Source organism: Sphingopyxis sp. LC81 (assembly GCF_000756375.1).
In the GTDB taxonomy this organism is placed as follows: Bacteria; Pseudomonadota; Alphaproteobacteria; order Sphingomonadales; family Sphingomonadaceae; genus Sphingopyxis.
Genome location: NZ_JNFD01000026.1, coordinates 1 through 17,059, shown reverse-complemented (window position 1 = coordinate 17,059; position 17,059 = coordinate 1). Strand labels below are relative to the sequence as shown.

General features: G+C 63.8%; 24 protein-coding genes. 1 reads left to right on the top strand and 23 read right to left on the bottom strand.

Going from position 1 to position 17,059, the window contains the following annotated elements; genetic code table 11:
* Positions 1–3: 3 nt before the first annotated feature.
* From rplF to rpsL, 21 genes are all read right to left on the bottom strand, one after another.
* On the bottom strand, positions 4–537 hold the full coding sequence (rplF, locus tag FG91_RS13235) for a 50S ribosomal protein L6 (protein ID WP_037515662.1): 534 nt from the start codon (positions 535–537) through the stop codon (positions 4–6).
* Positions 537–941, bottom strand: a complete 405-nt coding sequence (gene rpsH, locus FG91_RS13230) for a 30S ribosomal protein S8 (protein ID WP_037515661.1) — start codon at positions 939–941, stop codon at positions 537–539. Before rpsH ends, rplF begins: the two co-directional genes overlap by 1 nt.
* A gap of 12 nt (positions 942–953) precedes the next feature.
* Positions 954–1,259 (bottom strand): 30S ribosomal protein S14, encoded by a 306-nt coding sequence (gene rpsN / locus FG91_RS13225; RefSeq protein WP_037515659.1) that lies wholly within the window; start codon positions 1,257–1,259, stop codon positions 954–956.
* A gap of 50 nt (positions 1,260–1,309) precedes the next feature.
* Positions 1,310–1,888, bottom strand: a complete 579-nt coding sequence (rplE, locus tag FG91_RS13220; protein ID WP_037515658.1) for a 50S ribosomal protein L5 — start codon at positions 1,886–1,888, stop codon at positions 1,310–1,312.
* On the bottom strand, positions 1,881–2,198 hold the full coding sequence (gene rplX, locus FG91_RS13215; protein ID WP_037515657.1) for a 50S ribosomal protein L24: 318 nt from the start codon (positions 2,196–2,198) through the stop codon (positions 1,881–1,883). Before rplX ends, rplE begins: the two co-directional genes overlap by 8 nt.
* 2 nt (positions 2,199–2,200) lie before the next feature.
* Complete coding sequence (gene rplN, locus FG91_RS13210) at positions 2,201–2,569, bottom strand: 50S ribosomal protein L14 (RefSeq protein ID WP_011543078.1); 369 nt, start codon at positions 2,567–2,569, stop codon at positions 2,201–2,203.
* Positions 2,570–2,630: 61 nt separating this feature from the next.
* Positions 2,631–2,912 (bottom strand): 30S ribosomal protein S17, encoded by a 282-nt coding sequence (gene rpsQ, locus FG91_RS13205; RefSeq protein WP_037515656.1) that lies wholly within the window; start codon positions 2,910–2,912, stop codon positions 2,631–2,633.
* Between the two features lie 11 nt (positions 2,913–2,923).
* Complete coding sequence (rpmC, locus tag FG91_RS13200; protein ID WP_037515654.1) at positions 2,924–3,127, bottom strand: 50S ribosomal protein L29; 204 nt, start codon at positions 3,125–3,127, stop codon at positions 2,924–2,926.
* 4 nt (positions 3,128–3,131) lie between these two features.
* A complete protein-coding gene (rplP, locus tag FG91_RS13195; RefSeq protein WP_037515653.1) occupies positions 3,132–3,563 on the bottom strand; it encodes a 50S ribosomal protein L16 in 432 nt (143 codons plus the stop codon).
* 11 nt (positions 3,564–3,574) lie between these two features.
* Entirely contained in the window at positions 3,575–4,282 is a 708-nt protein-coding gene (rpsC, locus tag FG91_RS13190; protein WP_037515652.1) for a 30S ribosomal protein S3, read from the bottom strand.
* A gap of 1 nt (position 4,283) precedes the next feature.
* The gene (rplV, locus tag FG91_RS13185) at positions 4,284–4,664 is read right to left on the bottom strand and encodes a 50S ribosomal protein L22 (RefSeq protein ID WP_037515650.1); all 381 of its coding nucleotides are present in this window, start codon (positions 4,662–4,664) and stop codon (positions 4,284–4,286) included.
* Positions 4,664–4,939, bottom strand: coding sequence for a 30S ribosomal protein S19 (gene rpsS / locus FG91_RS13180; protein WP_037515648.1), 276 nt, complete (start codon positions 4,937–4,939; stop codon positions 4,664–4,666). Before rpsS ends, rplV begins: the two co-directional genes overlap by 1 nt.
* Before the next feature lie 3 nt (positions 4,940–4,942).
* Complete coding sequence (gene rplB / locus FG91_RS13175; protein ID WP_037515646.1) at positions 4,943–5,779, bottom strand: 50S ribosomal protein L2; 837 nt, start codon at positions 5,777–5,779, stop codon at positions 4,943–4,945.
* Between the two features lie 21 nt (positions 5,780–5,800).
* Complete coding sequence (locus FG91_RS13170) at positions 5,801–6,109, bottom strand: 50S ribosomal protein L23 (protein WP_037515644.1); 309 nt, start codon at positions 6,107–6,109, stop codon at positions 5,801–5,803.
* On the bottom strand, positions 6,102–6,728 hold the full coding sequence (gene rplD / locus FG91_RS13165; RefSeq protein WP_037515642.1) for a 50S ribosomal protein L4: 627 nt from the start codon (positions 6,726–6,728) through the stop codon (positions 6,102–6,104). The genes FG91_RS13170 and rplD overlap by 8 nt, the downstream gene beginning before the upstream one ends.
* A gap of 2 nt (positions 6,729–6,730) precedes the next feature.
* A complete protein-coding gene (rplC, locus tag FG91_RS13160) occupies positions 6,731–7,507 on the bottom strand; it encodes a 50S ribosomal protein L3 (protein ID WP_037515835.1) in 777 nt (258 codons plus the stop codon).
* A 298-nt stretch (positions 7,508–7,805) separates the two neighbouring features.
* Positions 7,806–8,117, bottom strand: a complete 312-nt coding sequence (rpsJ, locus tag FG91_RS13155) for a 30S ribosomal protein S10 (protein ID WP_003042199.1) — start codon at positions 8,115–8,117, stop codon at positions 7,806–7,808.
* 148 nt (positions 8,118–8,265) lie between these two features.
* Positions 8,266–9,459, bottom strand: coding sequence for an elongation factor Tu (gene tuf, locus FG91_RS13150; RefSeq protein WP_037515641.1), 1,194 nt, complete (start codon positions 9,457–9,459; stop codon positions 8,266–8,268).
* 118 nt (positions 9,460–9,577) lie between these two features.
* Positions 9,578–11,671 (bottom strand): elongation factor G, encoded by a 2,094-nt coding sequence (gene fusA / locus FG91_RS13145; protein WP_037515639.1) that lies wholly within the window; start codon positions 11,669–11,671, stop codon positions 9,578–9,580.
* Positions 11,672–11,767: 96 nt separating this feature from the next.
* Complete coding sequence (rpsG, locus tag FG91_RS13140; RefSeq protein ID WP_037515638.1) at positions 11,768–12,238, bottom strand: 30S ribosomal protein S7; 471 nt, start codon at positions 12,236–12,238, stop codon at positions 11,768–11,770.
* Between the two features lie 73 nt (positions 12,239–12,311).
* Positions 12,312–12,683: a 30S ribosomal protein S12 gene (rpsL, locus tag FG91_RS13135; protein WP_037515637.1), complete on the bottom strand. Its 372-nt coding sequence runs from the start codon at positions 12,681–12,683 to the stop codon at positions 12,312–12,314.
* Between the two features lie 318 nt (positions 12,684–13,001).
* Between rpsL and FG91_RS13130 the strand changes: the two genes are divergently transcribed.
* A complete protein-coding gene (locus FG91_RS13130) occupies positions 13,002–13,496 on the top strand; it encodes a DNA-deoxyinosine glycosylase (protein ID WP_052187578.1) in 495 nt (164 codons plus the stop codon).
* 1 nt (position 13,497) lies between these two features.
* Here the strand turns inward: FG91_RS13130 and FG91_RS13125 are convergent, their stop codons facing one another.
* A complete protein-coding gene (locus FG91_RS13125; protein WP_037515636.1) occupies positions 13,498–14,799 on the bottom strand; it encodes a metal-dependent hydrolase family protein in 1,302 nt (433 codons plus the stop codon).
* Between the two features lie 43 nt (positions 14,800–14,842).
* Positions 14,843–17,059, bottom strand: a 2,217-nt coding sequence (locus tag FG91_RS13120) for a S8 family peptidase (protein ID WP_052187577.1), incomplete at its 5' end; no start/stop codon positions are given.

Below are 17,059 nucleotides of genomic sequence, written 5' to 3'. Positions count from 1 at the left end.
GGCTTACTTCTTCTTGCCTTCTTTGCGGAAGATGTACTCGCCGCGATATTTGATGCCCTTGCCCTTATAGGGTTCGGGCTTACGCCAACGGCGGATTTCCGCCGCGACCTGGCCGACCTGCTGCTTGTCGATGCCGCTGATCTCGATCGTCGTGTTGTCCGGCGTCTTGATCTCGATGCCTTCGGGCACCGCGAAATCGACATCGTGGCTGTAGCCGAGCTGCAGCTTCAGAGTCTTGCCCTGCGAGTTGGCGCGATAGCCGACACCGGTGATCTCGAGGACCTTGGTGAAGCCTTCGGTCACACCCGTGATCAGGTTCTGCACCAGCGTGCGCTGCATGCCCCAGAAAGCGCGAGCTTCGCGGGTCGCGTTCGCGGGCTGGACCGAGATGCTGCCTTCGGCGACTTCATAGTTGATGAGGTCGGAAAGCGGCATCGCGAGCGTGCCCTTCGGGCCCTTGACCGACAGCTGGCCGCCGTCGATCGCGGCGGTAACGCCGCCCGGGATTGCCACTGCCTTTTTACCAATGCGCGACATCAGAACACCTCCGCCAGCACTTCGCCGCCGACATTATGTTCGCGTGCTTCGGCGTCCGAGAGAACGCCGCGCGGGGTCGACACGATGGTGATGCCCAGGCCGTTGCGAATGATCGGAAGTTCTTTCGAACCCGAATAGACGCGGCGACCCGGCTTCGAAACGCGCGCCACATGGCGGATCGCCGGCTGCCCTTCGAAATATTTCAGTTCGATGCGGATGCCCTTGTGCTGGCCCTTGGCACCCAGCGCTTCTTCGCTGTAGCCGCGGATATAGCCTTCGCGCTGGAGAACATCGAGAACACGGACGCGCAGGGTCGAAGCCGGCGTCAGGACGCTGTCCTTCTTCGCCGTCTGGCCGTTGCGGATGCGGGTGAGCATATCACCCAGGGGATCGGTCATTGCCATCTTGTCAGTCCCTTACCAGCTCGACTTCACAACACCGGGGATCAGGCCCTTGTTGGCCAGATCGCGGAGCTGGATACGGCACAGCCGGAATTTGCGATAATAAGCGCGCGGGCGGCCCGTCAGCTCGCACCGGTTACGGATGCGGGTCGGGTTACCATTGCGCGGGATTTCCGCCATCTTGAGGCGCGCGATCAGACGCTCGCCATCGTCGAGCGAGCTGTCCGCTGCAATCGCCTTCAGCTTCGCGTAACGGCCGGCGTATTTCTTCACCAGCTGCTTGCGACGCTCGTTCTTGTTTACCGAACTCAGTTTCGCCATGACTTAAGTTCTCTTTCCTTCTTGAAAGAGCCTGCCTGGTCCCGAAGGGATCAGGCGGCTTCCTTTTCCTGCGCTTCGATCGGGAAGGGGAAGCCGAACAGCTTGAGCAGTTCGCGGGCTTCATCGTCCGTACGGGCGGTGGTGGTGACGATCACGTCCATGCCGCGCACCTGGTCGATGCGGTCATAGTTGATCTCGGGGAAGATGATCTGCTCTTTCAGGCCCATGGCATAGTTGCCACGGCCGTCGAAGCTCGTCGCCGACACGCCGCGGAAGTCGCGGATGCGCGGCATTGCGATCGTGATCAGGCGATCGAGGAATTCATACATGCGTTCGCGGCGCAGGGTCACCTTGCAGCCGATCGGCATGCCTTCGCGCAGCTTGAACTGTGCGATCGACTTCTTCGCCTTGGTCACGACAGGCTTCTGGCCGGCGATGAGTTCCATCTCGGCAGCTGCCGATTCGACCTTCTTCTTGTCCTGCGTGGCTTCGCCGACGCCCATGTTGAGCGTGATCTTTTCGATCTTCGGCACTTCCATCGCATTCTTGTAACCGAACTTTTCGGTCATCGCCTTGACGATCACATCGTCATAGCGCTTGCGCATGCGCGGGGTGTAATTGTCAGCCATTGAGCGTCTCCCCGGACTTCACGGCCACGCGGACCTTCTTGCCGTCCTTGGTTTCAAAACGAACGCGCGTCGGCTTGCCGGTCTTGGGATCGGCAATCGCGACCTTGCTCGCGTACAGCGGCGCTTCCTTGCGTTCCAGGCCGCCCTGCGGGTTGGTCTGGCTCGGCTTGCGGTGGCGCGTGATGACATTGACGCCAGCGACGACGACCTTGCCGTCTTTCGGCAGGCTCTGCGTCACTTCGCCGGTCTTGCCCTTGTCCTTGCCGGACAGGATGACAACCGTGTCGCCCTTCTTGATCTTGTTCGCCATGGTCAGAGCACCTCCGGCGCCAGGCTGATGATCTTCATATAGCCACGGCCGCGCAGTTCGCGGACGACGGGGCCGAAGATACGGGTGCCGATCGGCTCCTCGTTCTTGTTGACGAGCACGGCGGCGTTGCTGTCGAAACGGATGACCGAGCCATCGGCGCGGCGCACGTCCTTGGCGGTGCGAACGATAACGGCGCGATGCACGTCACCCTTCTTCACCTTGCCGCGGGGCTGAGCTTCCTTGATCGACACGACGATCACGTCGCCCACGCCGGCGGTACGACGCTTCGACCCGCCCAGCACCTTGATGCACTGGACGCGCTTGGCACCGCTGTTGTCAGCGACTTCCAATTGTGACTGCATCTGAATCATCGATGCATTTCCTTCTTTTTTGGCCTACCGGGATGCCCCGGCGGTTCCGTGAAACTCAGCTTCAGGCGTCAGCAGCCGGAGCGGTAGCGCTCTTGGGCTTGCTGTGGGTGTCGACCTTGTCGAGCACCTTCCACGTCTTCAGCTTCGAAATCGGCTTCGTTTCCTCGATACGGACGGTTTCGCCGGCCTTGATGGCGTTGTCCTCATCGTGGGCGTGATACTTTTTCGAGCGGCGGATGATCTTGCCGTACAGAGGGTGCTTCACCTTCCGTTCGACCTTCACCACGACGGTCTTGTCGCCCTTGTCGGACACCACCGTACCGGTCAGAATGCGCTTCGGCATCGATAGTCTCCTTACTTCGCGGCCGAGCGCGTGCGCTCGGTCTGCTGCGTCTTGATGCGGGCGATCGAGCGCCGCACTTCCTTGACGCGCGATGCTTTTTCAAGCTGGCCGGTGGCCGCCTGGAAGCGGAGGTTGAACGCCTCGCGCTTCAGTTCGCCAAGCTGTTCGGCGAGCTGGTCGTCGGTCTTGGCCTTGAAATCTTCGGTCTTGGCCATGTCCTTAGCCCTCCAGGTGCGAGGTGTCGCCGAGACGGGCGATCACCTTCGTCTTGATCGGCAGCTTCATCGCGGCGCGTTCGAACGCCAGCGCGGCCACGGGGCCGGGAACGCCGTCGAGTTCGAACAGGATGCGACCCGGCTTCACGCGCGCGGCCCAGAATTCCGGCGAACCCTTGCCCTTACCCATACGGACTTCGGCAGGCTTCGACGACACGGGGACGTCGGGGAAAATGCGGATCCACAAACGGCCCTGACGCTTGATCGCGCGGCTGATCGCACGGCGAGCCGCTTCGATCTGGCGTGCGGTGATGCGCTCGGGTTCCATCGCCTTCAGCCCGTAGGAGCCGAAGTTCAGGCTGGTTCCGCCCTTGGCATTGCCATGGATGCGGCCCTTGAAAGCCTTGCGGAACTTGGTTTTTTTCGGTTGCAGCATGTCAGCAGTCCTTAGCGGCGATCTTCACGAGCCGGACGGACGCCGGTCGTCTGTGCATCGAGCATCAGACGGTCGGTCGCCATCGGGTCGTGGCCGAGAATCTCGCCCTTGAAGATCCACACCTTGATCCCGCACACGCCATAGGCGGTGTGCGCGGTCGATTCGGCGTAGTCGACGTTGGCGCGCAGCGTGTGAAGCGGCACCCGGCCTTCGCGGTACCATTCGGTACGTGCGATTTCCGCGCCGCCGAGACGGCCGGCGCAGTTGATGCGGATGCCTTCGGCGCCCAGACGCATCGCCGACTGAACCGCACGCTTCATGGCGCGACGGAACGCGACGCGGCGTTCGAGCTGATCGGCAATGCCCTGGCCGACGAGCTTGGCGTCGACTTCGGGCTTGCGGATTTCGACGATGTTCAGCGACACGTCGCTGCCCGTCAGTTCACCGAGCTTCTTGCGCAGCTTTTCGATGTCCGCGCCCTTCTTGCCGATGATGACGCCCGGACGGGCGGCATAGATCGAGACGCGGCACAGCTTCGCCGGACGTTCGATCACGACCTTCGAGATCGCGGCCTGCGGCAGGTTCTTGAACACATACTGGCGGATCTTCAGATCCTCGACCAGCATGCGGCCATAATCCTGGCCTTCGGCGAACCAGCGGCTGTCCCAGGTGCGGTTGACCTGCAGGCGCAGGCCGATCGGATTGCTCTTCTGGCCCATCTTACGCCTCTTCTTCCTGTTCGCGCACGACAATGCGGATGCGGCTGAACGGCTTGACGATCCGGGTCGACTTGCCGCGGCCACGTGCGTGCCAGCGCTTCATCGAGATCGACTTGCCCACGCTCGCTTCCTTGATGACGAGCGCATCAACGTCGAGGTTGTGGTTGTTTTCCGCGTTGGCGACGGCGCTGGCGAGAACCTTGCGCACGTCGACAGCCATCGCCTTCTTCGAGAAGGTGAGGATGTTCATCGCGTCTTCGACCTTGCGGCCGCGGATCAGCGCGGCAACGAGGTTCAGCTTCTGCGCCGAACCGCGAATCTGCGTGCCGACCGAGAGTGCCTCGTTATCCGCAACGCGGCGGGGGGACTTTTCCTTGCCCATTAGCGTTTGCCCTTCTTGTCGGCAGCGTGACCGGGGAAGAAGCGCGTCGGCGCAAATTCACCCAGCTTCATGCCGACCATGTCTTCGTTGACCGACACCGGCACGAACTTGCGGCCGTTGTAGACGTTGAAGGTCAGCCCCACGAACTGCGGCAGGATGGTGGACCGACGCGACCAGGTCTTGATCGGGGCATTGCTGCCGCCGTCCTGGGCCGTTTCGGCTTTCTTGAGCAGATGGAGGTCCACGAAAGGACCCTTCCAGACCGAGCGAGCCATGGCTTACCTCTTCTTCTTCGCGTGACGCGACCGGATGATCATCTTGTCGGTCGACTTGTTGTGGCGCGTACGCGCACCCTTCGTCGGCTTGCCCCACGGGGTAACCGGGTGACGGCCGCCCGAGGTACGGCCTTCGCCGCCGCCATGCGGGTGATCGACCGGGTTCTTTGCAACACCGCGCGTCAGCGGGCGCTTGCCGAGCCAGCGACCGCGGCCGGCCTTGCCGAGGTTGGTGTTCTGGTTGTCGGGGTTCGACACCGCACCGACCGTGCCCATGCACTCGCCGCGAATGTAACGCTGCTCGCCCGAACCGAGACGCACGATGACGAGACCGCGGTCACGACCGACGACCTGTGCATAGGTGCCAGCCGAACGGGCGATCTGGCCACCCTTGCCCGGCTTCATCTCGATGTTATGGACGATCGTGCCGACGGGCATCTGCGACAATTCCATCGCATTGCCCGGCTTCACGTCGGTCTTCTTGCCAGCAACGACGGTGTCGCCAACGGCCAGACGCTGCGGCGCCAGGATGTAGGTCTGCTCACCGTCTTCATACTTGACGAGTGCGATGAACGCCGTGCGGTTGGGGTCATATTCCAGACGCTCGACGGTAGCCGGCATGTCCCACTTGCGACGCTTGAAGTCGATGAAGCGGTACTTCTGCTTGTGGCCACCGGCGATACCGCGCGAGGTCACATGACCCTTGTTGTTGCGGCCACCAGTCTTGTTCTTGCCTTCGGTCAGCGCCTTGACGGGCTTGCCCTTCCACAGCGACGACTTGTCGACGAGGATCAGGCCGCGCTGCGCGGGGCTGGTCGGATTATAGGATTTAAGTGCCATTTTCTCTGCCTTTTCCTACAATCAGACGCCGGTCGTGACGTCGATCGTCTGGCCTTCGGCCAGGCGAACGATCGCCTTCTTCACGTCGCTGCGGGTGTAGGGCTTGCCCTTCCAGCGCTTGGTCTTGCCCTTGGTGATCAGCGTGTTGACGCTGAGAACCTTGACATCGAACAGCGCCTCGACGGCGGCCTTGATCGCGGGCTTGGTTGCGTCGTTCGCAACCTTGAACACCACTGCGTCATTTTCGCTGAGCAGCGTCGACTTTTCAGTGATCACCGGAGCGAGAATCACGTCATAGTGACGCGCGTCGACTGTTTTTGCCTTAGCCATTGAAGCGTGCCTCCAGCTTTTCGAGGCCGGCGCGGGTCAGAACCAGCGTATCGGCGCGCAAAATGTCATAGACGTTGGCACCCATCGCCGGCATCGAGTCGATGCCGATGAGGTTGGCCGACGCCATGGCGAAGCTTTCGTGCACTGCATCACCATCGATGAAGAGTGCGCGATTGCCGAGTTCGAGCTTGCCGAGCTGGCCGGCGAGCGCCTTGGTCTTGGCATCCTTGAGCTCGAGCGTGTCGAGAACGAGGATCTTGCCGCCCTTCGCCTTGTCGCTCAGCGCCATTTTCAGGCCGAGCGTGCGGATCTTCTTGTTCAGCGAGTGGCCGAAGGTGCGGGCACGCGGGCCATGCGCCTTGCCGCCGCCGATGAAGATCGGAGCTGCGCGATCGCCGTGACGAGCCGTACCGCCGCCCTTCTGACGACCGAACTTCTTGCCGGTGCGCGACACGTCGCTGCGTTCGCGGGCGGCGCGAGCCGGGCCACGGCGCTTTTCGAGCTGCCAGCTGACGACACGGTGGAGGATGTCGGCGCGCGGGTCGACGCCGAACACATCGTCGTTAAGATCGATGTCCGCGCCGGCCTTGCCGTCGATGGTGTGAACCTTGACCTTCATGATCAGGACTCCTGTGCGCCGTCGGTGGTGGCAGTGTCGACCACGGTTTCTTCAACCGGGGTTTCCACAGGCGCATCAGCCGGGGCTTCTTGATTGGCATTCGCTGCGCTCTTGATGCCCGCAGGATAGGGGGCCTCGGGATGGCGCGGCAGCTTGACCGCATCGCGGACCATCAGCCAGCCGCCCTTCGAGCCAGGGACCGAGCCCTTGACGAAGAGAAGGCCGCGCTCGACGTCGGTGCGGACGATTTCGAGATTCTGCTGGGTGCGGTTGCGCGCGCCCATGTGGCCGGCCATCTTCTTGTTCTTGAAGACGCGGCCCGGATCCTGGCGGTTACCGGTCGAACCATGCGCACGGTGGCTGATCGAAACACCGTGGGTTGCGCGCATACCGCCGAAACCCCAGCGCTTCATCGCACCGGCAAAGCCCTTACCCTGAGTCACGCCCTGGATGTCGACGATCTGGCCAGCGACGAAATGGTCGGCCGACAGTTCGGCGCCGACGTCGAGCGTCGCGTCGTCAGCGACGCGGAATTCGACGACCTTCGCCTTGGGTTCGACTTCGGCCTTGCCGAAAGCGCCACGCTGCGGCTTCGCAACATTCTTCGCCTTCGCCGAGCCGGCACCGAGCTGAACGGCCACATAGCCGTCACGTTCTTGTTCGCGCACAGAAATGACCTGACAGCCTTCGAGGCTCAGGACGGTGACGGGCACGTGGCGGCCGTCGTCCTGAAACAGGCGGGTCATCCCCATTTTCTTCGCGATCACGCCAGTCCGCATGATCATACTCCTCAACAGAGGCCGGGCGGACCATTCCGCACGGCGTGTGGGACCTCATCAAGGCGAACCCCGACGAGAACCCTCCCAGCCCAAAATTTCGATGCATCGCCCCGTCCGGGCTGAGGTGCCGCCTTCCCGTGGGAGAGCGGCGAGACGGGGGACGCAGCCCGGTCTGGATGTTTCCGAAGAAACGACCGGCGGTATCCACCCTATCGTCGGTCCGGATCGCGCCGGACAATGCAGTCACCGAGGTGTCCTGCCGATAGAGACCCCGGATCAGATCCGGGGCTGCGTTGGCTTAGGCCAACTTGATCTCAACATTCACGCCCGCGGCGAGGTCGAGCTTCATCAGCGCGTCGACCGTCTGCGGGGTGGGCTGCACGATGTCGAGCAGCCGCTTGTGGGTACGCACCTCGAACTGCTCGCGCGACTTTTTGTCGACATGCGGGCCGCGGTTCACGGTAAATTTTTCAATACGCGTCGGAAGCGGGATCGGGCCGCGAATAAGCGCTCCGGTACGACGTGCCGTGTCGGCAATGTCGGTGGTGGCCTGATCGAGCACGCGGTGATCAAAGGCCTTCAGGCGAATGCGAATATTCTGCGTTTCCATGACTGTTCCAGTCGAATCCCGTCTAACGATGCGAAAGAGCCGAAATGGCCTGCTCCGATTTCCGCAGGGAAACCGGATCGGCCATCAAAATTCTTTAAGCTACGAGCCGCGCGAATCGCTTCCGAATCGCGCGGCTCGCGGCCCTATATTACTTTGTGACCGTGGCCACAACCCCTGCGCCGACCGTGCGGCCACCTTCGCGAATTGCGAAGCGGAGACCCGGGTCCATGGCGATCGGAGCGATCAGCTTGACCGACAGCTGGACGTTGTCGCCCGGCATGACCATTTCGGTGCCGGCGGGCAGAATGACTTCGCCGGTGACGTCGGTGGTGCGGAAGTAGAACTGCGGACGATAGTTCGCAAAGAACGGCGTGTGACGGCCGCCTTCGTCCTTCGACAGGACGTACACTTCCGAGGTGAACTCGGTGTGCGGCGTGATCGAGCCGGGCTTCGCCAGAACCTGGCCACGCTCGACTTCTTCACGGCCGACGCCGCGGATCAGCGCACCGACGTTGTCGCCAGCCTGGCCCTGGTCGAGCAGCTTGCGGAACATTTCGACGCCGGTGACGACGGTCTTCTTGGTGTCCTTGATGCCGACGATTTCGACTTCTTCACCAACCTTGACGACGCCCGTTTCGATACGGCCGGTGACGACGGTGCCGCGACCCGAGATCGAGAACACGTCTTCGATCGGCATCAGGAAGGGCTTGTCGAGCGGACGTTCCGGCTGCGGGATCCACGCGTCAACGGCAGCCATCAGCTTCAGGATCGCGTCCTTGCCGATGGCGTCGTCGCGACCTTCGAGGGCGGCGAGAGCCGAACCCGGGATGATCGGAATATTGTCGCCGTCGAAGTCACGCTTCGACAGTTCTTCGCGGATTTCGAGCTCAACGAGTTCGAGCAGTTCGGGATCGTCCAGCTGGTCGACCTTGTTGAGGAAGACGACCATGGTCGGAACGCCGACCTGCTTCGCGAGCAGGATGTGCTCCTTCGTCTGCGGCATCGGGCCGTCAGCAGCCGACACAACGAGGATCGCGCCGTCCATCTGGGCAGCACCGGTGATCATGTTCTTCACATAGTCGGCGTGGCCCGGGCAGTCGACGTGCGCATAGTGGCGGCCGTCGGTTTCATATTCGACGTGTGCGGTCGAAATGGTGATGCCGCGCTCGCGCTCTTCCGGAGCCTTGTCGATGTTCGCGAAGTCGACGGCGGCGTTACCCGCGACGTTTTCGGCGAGCACCTTGGTGATCGCTGCGGTCAGCGAGGTCTTGCCATGGTCGACGTGACCGATGGTGCCGATGTTGCAGTGCGGCTTCGTCCGCTCAAATTTAGCCTTGGCCATGATGGTATAACCTTCTTGTTCAATGTTTGCGTTGATCAGTCCTGGACGAGCCTGCTGAATCAGGCGCCGCCCTTAGAGGGTCTTGCCGCGCGGTGCAAGCCCGCGCGGCTTTGACCCATCAGGCCATCTTGGCCTTCACTTCTTCGGCGACGTTGGTCGGCACTTCTTCGTAATGCGAGAATTGCATCGAATAGCTTGCGCGACCCTGGCTGAAGCTGCGCAGCTGATTGACGTAGCCGAACATGTTCGCCAGCGGAACGATCGCCTCGACGACCTGGGCGATACCCCGGCTGTCGGTGCCCTGGATCTGTCCGCGACGGCTGTTAAGGTCGCCGATCACGTCGCCCATGAATTCCTCAGGGGTAACGACTTCGACCTTCATCACCGGCTCGAGCAGCTTGATGCCGGCCTTCGCCGCCACTTCACGCATCGCCGCACGGCCCGCGATTTCGAACGCAAGCGCCGACGAGTCGACGTCGTGATACGCGCCGTCCGTGAGCTTGATTTCGAAGTCGATGATCGGGAAGCCGATCATGTGACCGTTTTCGGCCGACTCGCGCATGCCCTTTTCGACCGACGGGATATATTCGCGCGGAATGTTACCGCCCTTGATCTCGTCGATGAAGGTGATGCCCGCGCCGCGTTCGCCGGGAGCGACGCTGACCTTGACGCGGCCGAACTGGCCCGAGCCGCCCGACTGCTTCTTGTGGGTATAGTCGACGTCGACGGCCTTCGCGAGCGATTCGCGGTACGCCACCTGCGGCGCGCCGACGTTCGCTTCGACCTTGAACTCGCGCTTCATGCGATCGACGAGGATGTCGAGGTGAAGCTCGCCCATGCCCTTGATGATCGTCTGACCCGATTCATGGTCGGTCGACACGCGGAACGAGGGATCCTCGGCAGCCAGGCGATTGAGCGCGATGCCCATACGTTCCTGGTCGGCCTTGGTCTTCGGTTCCACCGACAGCTCGATGACCGGCTCGGGGAATTCCATCCGCTCGAGGATGATCGGCGCGTTGGTCGCGCAGAGCGTGTCCCCGGTGGTGGTTTCCTTGAGGCCGGCAAGCGCAACGATGTCGCCCGCATAGGCTTCTTCGATGTCTTCGCGGCTGTTCGCATGCATCAGCAGCATGCGGCCAACCTTTTCCTTCTTGTCCTTCACCGAGTTCAGGTACGTGCCCTTGTTGAGCGTACCCGAATAGATGCGGGCGAAGGTGAGCGAGCCGACGAACGGGTCGTTCATGATCTTGAACGCGAGCAGCGACAGCGGCGCCGAGTCCGAAGTCTCGCGCGAGTCGGGCTGGTCGTTCGACGGGTTGATGCCCTGAACGTCAGGGATGTCGAGCGGCGAAGGCAGATAGTCGACAACCGCGTCGAGCAGCGTCTGGACACCCTTGTTCTTGAACGCCGAGCCGCAGAGGACGGGAACGAACGCCTGTGCCAGCGTGCCCTTGCGGATCAGCTTCTTGAGCGTGGCGACGTCGGGAACGGTGCCTTCGAGATAGGCTTCCATCGCGTCGTCGTCCTGTTCGACGGCGAGCTCGACGAGCTTTTCGCGATATTCCGCCGCCTTGTCGGCGAGGTCGGCGGGGATTTCTTCATAGAAGAATTCGGCGCCGAGGCTTTCATCCTTCCAGATGATCGCACGCTCGTTGACGAGGTCGACGAGGCCCTTGAAGCCGCCTTCCGAACCGATCGGCAGATAGAGCACGGCCGGGGTCGCGCCGAGGCGATCGATGATCGTCTGAACGCAATAATAGAAATCGGCGCCGGTGCGGTCGAGCTTGTTGATGAAGCACATGCGCGGCACGCGATACTTGTCGGCCTGGCGCCACACGGTTTCCGACTGCGGCTCAACGCCGGCAACGCCGTCGAACGCGGTGATCGCGCCGTCGAGCACGCGCAGCGAACGCTCGACTTCGATCGTGAAGTCGACGTGTCCGGGGGTGTCGATGATGTTCAGGCGATGCTCGGGGCCCTGACCTTCTTCGGCCTTCCACAGGCAGGTGGTGGCAGCCGACGTGATCGTGATGCCGCGTTCCTGTTCCTGCTCCATCCAGTCCATCGTCGCGGCGCCGTCATGGACTTCGCCGATCTTGTAGGACTTGCCGGTGTAGTAAAGGATACGCTCGGTCGTCGTGGTCTTGCCGGCGTCGATGTGCGCCATGATCCCAAAGTTGCGATAATTTTCGAGCGGATGGCTGCGTGCCATGGTCTTTTCCTTGGATGTGGGGGGCGGCCTTTGGAGCCGCCCCCGATATAGGAATGATTGTTACGATTGCGAGACGCGGCAGCGTCCCGCGAGCGCTTACCAGCGGTAGTGGCTGAAGGCGCGGTTCGCTTCGGCCATGCGATGCGTGTCTTCACGCTTCTTCACGGCGTTGCCACGGTTGTTCGACGCGTCGAGCAGTTCGCCCGACAGGCGCGCGGCCATCGTGGTTTCGCTGCGGTTGCGCGCGGCGGTGATCAGCCAGCGGATCGCGAGCGCCTGCGCACGTTCGGGACGGACTTCGACCGGAACCTGATAGGTCGCACCGCCGACGCGGCGGCTGCGGACTTCGATGTTCGGGCGGATGTTCGCCAGCGCTTCGTGGAACACGCCGAGCGGTTCCTTCTTGGCGCGGGTTTCGACCGATTCGAGCGCACCGTAGACGATGCTTTCGGCGACCGACTTTTTCCCGTCCAGCATGACGCTGTTCATGAATTTCGACAGCACGACATCCCCGAAACGGGGATCGGGCAGGATTTCGCGGCGTTCAGGACGACGACGACGAGCCATAGGTAATTCCTTTTACAACAGCATCCCGGCGCATGCGCAGCCAGGGATGATCAAATAGCCGAAAAAGCGGTCCTTACTTCGGACGCTTCGCGCCGTACTTCGAACGGCTCTGCTTGCGGTCCTTCACGCCCTGCGTATCGAGCACGCCGCGCAGGACGTGGTAACGCACACCGGGAAGATCGCGGACACGACCGCCGCGGATCAGCACAACGCTGTGTTCCTGGAGGTTGTGGCCTTCGCCGGGGATGTAGGTGATGACTTCGCGCTGGTTGGTCAGGCGGACCTTCGCAACCTTGCGGAGCGCCGAGTTCGGCTTTTTCGGGGTCGTCGTGTAGACACGGGTGCAAACGCCGCGCTTTTGCGGGTTTGCGTCCATCGCCGGGACCTTGGACTTCACCTTCTGGGGAGTCCGGCCCTTGCGGACCAGCTGGTTGATCGTGGGCATGAATGCTTCACCTTTAAATGTCCGCCCATCAAAGCGAACGGTTACTGTACCGCGGTGGATGAAGCTCCGGCCGCTAACCCGCCAAAAAAGGCGAAAAACGGCCGACCTGATAACAGCAAAAGACCCCGGCGGATCGCTACGATCTTCCGGAGGCTCCATCCGCGCCAGCAATGTTCAAGCGCTGTTGCAACTGAAAAAGGCGGCAAACCGTCCTTTTCGGTCGAGCGGGCCCCTAGACCCGATTCCTCCCATGGTCAAGGGCGCGGTCAAGGGGCGGGCAATATTGTTGCGCCTGCCGGGGCGGGCTATCGGTCGCCCATGCCCGCAGTTCGCCATGCCAGCTTTGCGCCTCACATCGCGCCCGACACGCGATTGCTGATCCTCGGCAGCCTGCCGGGCGTCCGTTCGCTCGCCCAGCAGCAATATTATGCACATCCGACGAACCAGTTTTGGCGCCTGCTCGGCGAGGTCATCGACCAGCCGCTCGCGGACCTGCCCTATGGCGACAGGCTGGTCGCCCTGCGCGAGGCGAAGGTCGGGTTGTGGGACGTGATCCGCAGCGCCGAACGGCATATGAGCAGCGACAGCCAAATCCGCGAGGCCGAGGCGCACGACCTCGCGGCGTTGATCGCCGAGCTGCCCGACCTCTGCATGATCGCCTTCAACGGCGGCAAGGCCGCGGCGATCGGACGGAAGCAGCTGCCGCCGCTCGAAGGCACCGCAATCGTCGACCTGCCGTCGAGCAGCGCCGCGCATACCATCGGCTTCGCGGCGAAGCGCGATCGCTGGCTGGCGCTGCGCGGCGCGCTCTGATTCAGTCGACCACTGTCCCGCGCGCCATCACGAAATCGACCTTCTTGAGCACGCGCACATCGGCGACCGGGTCGCTCGCCACCGCGATGATGTCGGCGCTCTTGCCCGGCGCAATCGTGCCGATCTCGTTCGACAGCCCGAGCAGGTCGGCGGCATTGACCGTTGCGGCCTTCAGCGCCTCGGCGGGCTTCATCCCATGCTGGACCATCAGTTCGAACTCGTCGCCGTTGCGGCCGTGCTTCGACACGCCGGCGTCGGTGCCGAAGGCGATGCGGACGCCGCGCGGGACGAGCTGCTGGAGGCTCTTGCCGGTGATCTCGATGCGCCATTTGATCTTGGCGAGCACGTCGGGCTCATAGGCGTTGGCGTTGGCGGCGATGCGTTCCTTGTAGCCGTTCACGGTCGAGAGCGTCGGGACATAATAAGTCTTCGATTTCGCCCACGCCGCGATCGTCGCCTCGTCGAGGATCGTGCCATGCTCGATCGAATCGGCACCCGCGTCGATCGCGAGGCGGATGCCGTCGGCGCCGTGCGCGTGGACCGCGACCTTCTTGCCGAACAGATGCGCGGTGTCGACGATCGCCTGCGCCTCGTCGTCGAACATCTGCTTTCCGAGCCCCGCACCGATGCGGCTGTTGACCCCGCCGGTCGAGGCGAATTTGATCACGTCGGCGCCGCGCCCGATCTGCAGCCGCACCGCGCGGCGGCAATCGTCGGCGCCGTTGCAGGTGTTGCCCGCGCCCGCGAAGAAGGGGCGGAGCTCGTCGCGATAGCCGAGCGATCCGTCCATATGGCCCGCGCTGCCCGAAATGCTGTTGCCGGCGTCGACGATGCGCGGCCCCTGCACCTTGCCCGCGAGGATCGCATCCCTGAGGGCGAGGGTCGCGCCGTCGCCGTCGCCGAGGTTGCGCACCGTGGTGAAGCCCGCGCGCAGCGTCTTCATCCCGTTCGCCTCGGCGTTGAACGCCTGCGCCGCGGGGCTGAGCGTGATCTCCTCGAGCTGACCGGCGATGCCGCCGGCGTCGCTCGTCAAATGGACATGGCTGTCGATCAGGCCGGGGAGGACATATTTGTCCTTGAGGTCGATCAGCGTCGCGCCGGGGTCGGCGGGCTGATAACCGTCGGCAATCGACACGATCTTGCCGCCCTCGACGATGATCGTCGAGGCGCCGCGCGCGGGTTTGCCCGGTTCGGCGAGCAATTGCCCGGCGTGGATCACGGTGCGCGTCGGCGCCTGCGCGGCGAGCGGCGAGGCGAGCGCCGCGCCGATGAGCGCGAGCGGAAGAATATGAATCGGCTTCATTCTGGCAACCCCTGTTCTGATCTTTGGGGAGCGTTAAAGCCGATCAGAAGCCCCTCGTAAAGCGGAGCGCCGCGCCCCGGTCGTCGGGCATCGCGGCGATATGGCCCGGATCCTGCCGCCACCATGTGTTCGCAATGAGTTCGCCGCCGAACAGCGACAACGCATAGCTCGCTTCGACGACCAGCTCGCGGCCCGTCGGCGCGAGGTTGTAGGTGCGGCGGCCGAAGTCGGTGCGGCCGCTCGCATAATCGTGCGCGACGGGGAGCATCAGGTCGATGCCGCCGCGCGCGACGCGCAGTGGCTGGGCGAAACGGAGCGCGGCGCGGTCCCCGGGGCGCACCAGATTGGCCTTGGCGATGTCGAAGGAGAAAGCGGTCGACCAGAGCGCGCCGCCCGCGATCAGGCCCTGGCTGTCGGGGCGCGTCCACATCTGGCGCCAGGCGGCCGCAACTTTCCAATCATCGCGCATATCGAGGAGGAGGCTGGCGTCGCCGACGAGGCTGGTCGCGCCGCCCGCGCCGAACATCGGGCCGAGGCGGGCGCCGAGGAGGCTGTCCGATTCGCGCAGCCAGCTCGCGCCGAGCGCGGTGCGGACGGGGCCGAAGCGCGCGTCCCACGCGGCGCCGACACGCTGGTAGCGGCTGTCGTGGCGCGAGCGGTAGCGGAGCAGGGGGTCGTCCTGCCAGCGCGAGCCCGACACCCAGCCATTTTCCAGTATGATATTAACATATTGATTATTAAAGATATTATGCCGGATTATTGTGCCGATTCCGGGGCTGGCGGCAAAGCCAAGGCCCTCGTGCGCGGCGTCGCCGATCAGCATCGCATGGCTGCTTTCGCCGCGCTCGCCCGCGAGCAAGCCGCCGGTGCCGCGGCCAGCGGCAAAGCCGATCCGCGTGCGTCCGTCGAGGCGCGTCATCACCGAGGCGGCGAGGGTGCGCGCGCGCTGCGCATCGTGGAAGGAAAGGCCCGCGAGCGCGTCGGTGCCGCCGGTGCCGGGCGCGGTGACGAGCGAGAGCGCAAGCGATTGGCTGGCGGCGCTTTGCTGGCGGACGAGCCCGCCGATCGCGCCCGACAGTTTGAAGTCGGGGCGCCGCGACGCCAGCGAACCGCCGAAATCGACGTTGAAGGCGCGGCCGAAGCCATCGGTGACGAGGCCCGTCGTGCCCGCCCCGCCGGCATCGCCCATCGGGCCGCCGAGGATTCCCAGCGGCGCATCGAGCGCGACCGCGGTCGCGGTGCCCGCGAGCGATGTGGCGCCCATCGGCTGGAAAGCGCGCGCAATGTCGAGGATGCCCTGTCCATAGACCGCATCGTCGCCCGCGGCGCCCGCGTCGCGCGCCGATTGATAGAGGAGCGAGACGATCTGCTGGCTCGACAGGTTCGGAAACGCCTGCGCGATCAGCGCGACCGCGCCCGCGACCTGCGGCGCCGCGAAGCTGGTGCCGTTCAAAACGAAGACGAAATTGCCCTCGGTCTTGAGCACGCCATTTTCATAGGCGCAGCACACGCCCTCGCCGAGCGCACTGAGGTAGGAGCCGGCATAGCCGCCCGCGCGGTTGCTGAACCCCGAAATCGCGCCATTTTCATTGACCGATCCGGCAATGACAACGAGCCCGCCGCCCGCGTCGCGCAGCCCGCGCGCGAAGAAATCGGGGTTGTTCGGGTCATTGCCGTTCGCGGTCGTGTCGCCGTCATTCCCCGCCGAGACGATGACGATGATCCCCGCCGCGGTCGCGCGCGCGACCGCGGCGCGCAAGGTGGCTCCGGGCGGGGATTCGCCGCCGAGCGAGATGTTGACGACGCGCGCGCCCGCGCCGACCGCGCGGTCGAGCCCCGCCGCGATCGCGGTTTCGGGAAATCGGCAGCCGCTTTCGTCGTTCGACGGATCCTCGGTCGCGCAGCTGCCGGGCTGGTCGGCGCGCAGCACGAGCAGATTGGCGTTGAAGGCGATGCCGAAGGTGCCGACGTCATTCTTTCCGCCGAGCAACAGCTGCGCGACATTGGTGCCGTGCGTCCCTTCGCCGTTGATGCCGCGCGATCCGGCGAGGTCGATCGATTGCGACGAGATGCGGCCGGCGAATTCGGGGCTGTCCTGATCGATCCCGTCGTCGATGACGCCGGCGAGGATATTCTGCCCCGTCGCCCCCGCCTGATAGGCGGTGATCGCACCATGGAAATTGACCCCGTCGGAGCGGCGCGTCTCAGCGGTATCGAAATTGCCCGTCGGCGGCGGGGTCGGCGTGGGCGTAGGCGTGGG